We start from the raw sequence: 3,202 nt of genomic DNA on the forward strand, positions 1-3,202 counted from the left end.
TCCAAAGCCTTGGCCGGCCAGCCGAGATCGCGTGAGACCAGCGCGATCTCGGCCTCGGCAACGACGCATCTCGCACGCGCAACCGCCTCTTTCGGGCCGAAGCCACGCGCGGCCCGCCGCAGCAGCGCCTTGGCGCGATCAAGATCGCCAAGTTGCGCCATGGCGATGCCGCGCAGCGCCAGCGCCGGCGGATCCTCGCGCAGGGCGACGCGATCCAGCGCGCCGAGCGGATCGCCTCCGGCCAGCGCCAGCGCCGCGGCGGTGATCAGCGAATCCATTCAAATCCCGTCACACTTGTAACTCCCACCCTTGTGCGTCGCCGCCCTAACTTAAATCCGTACCATGAACCGGCAAGCCGCATCGGCCAACTCTATCGGCAACGTGCGGCACGCCAAGGGAGAACCGACAATGCCAACCGACACTCCTCTCCATGACGCGGCCGAAGGCACCGTGAGGATGCGCCACCCCTGCTGCGACGGGCCGGCTCCTGCAAATCCCGTCACACTTGTAACTCCCACCCCCGCGCTTCACCGCCCTATTCTGGCTGACAGCAAGCGACAACAGACTGGCAAAGGAGACGACCAATGACCAAGCACATCGCAATGAAGACCCCGCCGATCGTTTCGAGGCAGGACTGGGAAGCCGCCCGCGAACAGATGCTGGTGAAGGAAAAGGCAACGCTGCGGGCCAAGGACGCATTGGCCGCCGAGCGCCGGCGCATGCCGTGGATGGAAGTCGACAAGGCCTATGTGTTCGAGGGGCCGAACGGCAGAGCGAGCCTGCTCGATCTGTTCGAAGGCCGCCGCCAGCTGATCGTCTACCGCGCCTTTTTCGAGCCCGGCGTGCATGGCTGGCCCGATCATGCCTGCCGCGGCTGTTCGCTGGGCGCCGACCAGGTCGGCCACCTCGCCCATCTCAACGCCCGCAACACCACTCTTGCCTACGCTTCGCGTGCCCCGCAAGCCGACATTGCGCGGCTGAAGCAGCGGATGGGCTGGCAGATGCCCTGGTACACAATCACGGACAGTTTCGACAAGGACTTCGGGGTCGACGAATGGCACGGCCACAACGTCTTCATCCATGACGGCGACCGCATCTTCCGCACCTATCTCATCAACAGCCGCGGCGACGAGGCGATGGGCACCGTCTGGAGCTATCTCGACGCGACGCCGCTCGGCCGCCAGGAAATTTGGGAGGATTCGCCCGAAGGCTATCCGCAGACCCCGCTCTATTCCTGGTGGAACTGGCACGACAATTACGACGCCGGGGCCGACAAGAAATGGGAAGAAGTGTCTGCTGCCGGCGAGGCTGCATTCCGCGACAAGGGCGAGCAGTAACGGTTGTTCAGTCTGGGTTCCTCTCCCCACTCCGTGGAGAGAGGAACCTGTCGTGGCTGGCATGATCATCAAGGATTAAGGCGATGAGCGATATCCATACCGGTGCCGGCAGCACGATCCCGGAAGCCGCAACCCTCGGGCTGGCCGACTGGCTTTGCCTTGCCGCGGCACCGACTTTCGCCGTGATGGCGCTGCTCACCTGCATCTTCAGCGGCGATGCGGCCATGCAGTGCATGGGCATCGACGCCTCGCCCCTCACGGGCATGGCCGCGATGTATCTGCTGATGAGCGCCTTTCATCTGGCGCCCTGGCTGCGGGTGATCTCAGGCCGGCAGGCCCGCTAGACCATTCCAATTCCAGACACCCCACACATCGGAGAAGACAATGAGACTGGTCAGGCTGAGAGCGCCGGGCGGCTTGGGCAATCTCGACCTGGTCGAGGAAGATCCGCCCCAGCCAGGGCCGGGCGAGGTTCTGGTCAGGATCCGGGCCTGCGCGTTGAACATGCGCGACGACTTTGCCGTGCAAGGCAAGATGCCTCTCGCCGACGGCCGCGTTCCGCTCTCCGACGGCGCCGGCGAAGTGATTGCCCTCGGCGACGGTGTCGATGCACTCAAGCCCGGAGACAGAGTCGTCAGCGTCTTCTATCCCTGGTGGCTGGGCGGTGACATGACGCCCTGCACCCGGCGCGATATTCCGGGAGACAGTTTCGACGGCTTCGCCAGCGAGTATGTCTGCATGCCGGCGCACGCTTTCACCAAGGCACCGGCAGGCTATACGCATGTCGAGGCGGCGTCGCTCACCTGCACGGGCGTTACTGCCTGGCGCGGCCTGGTTGTGTGCGGCAAGGTGAAGCCGGGCGACGCGGTGCTGGTCCTCGGTTCGGGCAGCGTATCGCTGTTCGCGCTGCAATTCGCCAAAGCCGCCGGCGCCCGGGTCATCGCCACCTCATCCGACGAGCAGAAGCTGGAAAGGCTCACGCGCCTCGGAGCCGACGCCGTCATCAACTACAAGTCCGTCCCGGACTGGGGTCGCAAGGCCAGGGATCTGACGGGCGGACGCGGTGTCGATCACGTGATCGAGGTCGGCGGACCCGCCACGCTGGCGCAGTCGATTATCGCCTGCCGCACGGGCGGTCACATCGCGCTGGTCGGCGTCCTGACCGGTTTTGCGGCGGAAGTGTCTATCCCTGCCCTGTTTTCCAACCAGATCCGCATCAGCGGCATTTCCATCGGCAGCCGGGCCGACCAGGAGGATATGATCCGGGCGATAGAGACTATCAGGCTGAAGCCCGTCATAGACCGCCATTTTCCGCTGCAGGACATCGCCACCGCCTTCGCGCATTACGAAACCCAAAAGCATTTCGGCAAGGTCTGCCTCGACGTTTGAGCGGCCTCCGCCAGCAGCACGATGAAGAGGACCGTCGGGTCCGCGCCTTCGTCGTGATCCTGCCTAGGTCGCGATGTCGTTGACCGGCATCAGGGGCTTGGGAAGATCGGCCTCGCCGAGCCCGCTGCGCAACTCGATCTCGATGTCGCGGCAAATCTGCGAGATCGGGACGTCGTTGGCGTTGCCCTCGAACGGGTTGGCGCTGCTTTCGCCGACCTGGTCGAGGGACATGTAAGCCCAGCCCAGCAGCGTGCTGAACGGGATCGTCAGCCAGATCGCGATCGACCCGAGCGCCCCACCCAATTTGCCCATATCGGCAAAGACGGGAACGACCCCGAACGGCAACAGCGTGCAGAAGATCATCACGAACATCGAACTGACGATGGCGTATTGCCGGGGATAGGGATTGTTCTTGATGCGATCGCAGCGCGCCTGCTGGTCATGGAAGTCGCGGATCAGCTTGGTCAGTTCGCCAT

At 64.2% G+C, this 3,202-nt stretch carries 4 protein-coding genes and 1 pseudogene; 3 read left to right on the forward strand and 2 right to left on the reverse strand.

The features are described from left to right. Nucleotides 1-278, reverse strand: a pseudogene (locus EN893_RS25790) (helix-turn-helix domain-containing protein); the annotation flags it as partial. A 306-nt stretch (nucleotides 279-584) separates the two neighbouring features. Between EN893_RS25790 and EN893_RS25795 the strand changes: the two are divergent. The 3 genes from EN893_RS25795 (at nucleotide 585) to EN893_RS25805 (ending at nucleotide 2,726) form a co-directional block, all read left to right on the forward strand. Continuing rightward, nucleotides 585-1,337 carry a thioredoxin family protein gene (locus EN893_RS25795; RefSeq protein ID WP_127267445.1) on the forward strand — a complete coding sequence of 251 codons (753 nt, stop codon included), beginning with the start codon at nucleotides 585-587 and terminating at the stop codon, nucleotides 1,335-1,337. A gap of 83 nt (nucleotides 1,338-1,420) precedes the next feature. Next, on the forward strand, nucleotides 1,421-1,681 hold the full coding sequence (locus EN893_RS25800; RefSeq protein ID WP_127267446.1) for a hypothetical protein: 261 nt from the start codon (nucleotides 1,421-1,423) through the stop codon (nucleotides 1,679-1,681). 40 nt (nucleotides 1,682-1,721) lie between these two features. Further along, nucleotides 1,722-2,726: an NAD(P)-dependent alcohol dehydrogenase gene (locus tag EN893_RS25805; protein WP_127267447.1), complete on the forward strand. Its 1,005-nt coding sequence runs from the start codon at nucleotides 1,722-1,724 to the stop codon at nucleotides 2,724-2,726. A gap of 63 nt (nucleotides 2,727-2,789) precedes the next feature. On the opposite strand, the gene EN893_RS25810 is transcribed toward EN893_RS25805, so the two are convergent. Then, nucleotides 2,790-3,202, reverse strand: a 413-nt coding sequence (locus EN893_RS25810; RefSeq protein ID WP_281062506.1) for a bestrophin family ion channel, incomplete at its 5' end; no start/stop codon positions are given.

Origin of the sequence: Mesorhizobium sp. M7A.F.Ca.CA.004.04.2.1 (assembly GCF_004022825.1) — a bacterium.
GTDB lineage: Bacteria > Pseudomonadota > Alphaproteobacteria > Rhizobiales > Rhizobiaceae > Mesorhizobium.

Bases quoted from the DNA above. Each gene is read 5' to 3' on its own strand.
- EN893_RS25805 (WP_127267447.1), top strand. From the start codon at position 1,722: ATGAGACTGGTCAGGCTGAGAGCGCCGGGCGGCTTGGGCAATCTCGAC.
- EN893_RS25800 (WP_127267446.1), top strand. From the start codon at position 1,421: ATGAGCGATATCCATACCGGTGCCGGCAGCACGATCCCGGAAGCCGCA.
- EN893_RS25795 (WP_127267445.1), top strand. From the start codon at position 585: ATGACCAAGCACATCGCAATGAAGACCCCGCCGATCGTTTCGAGGCAG.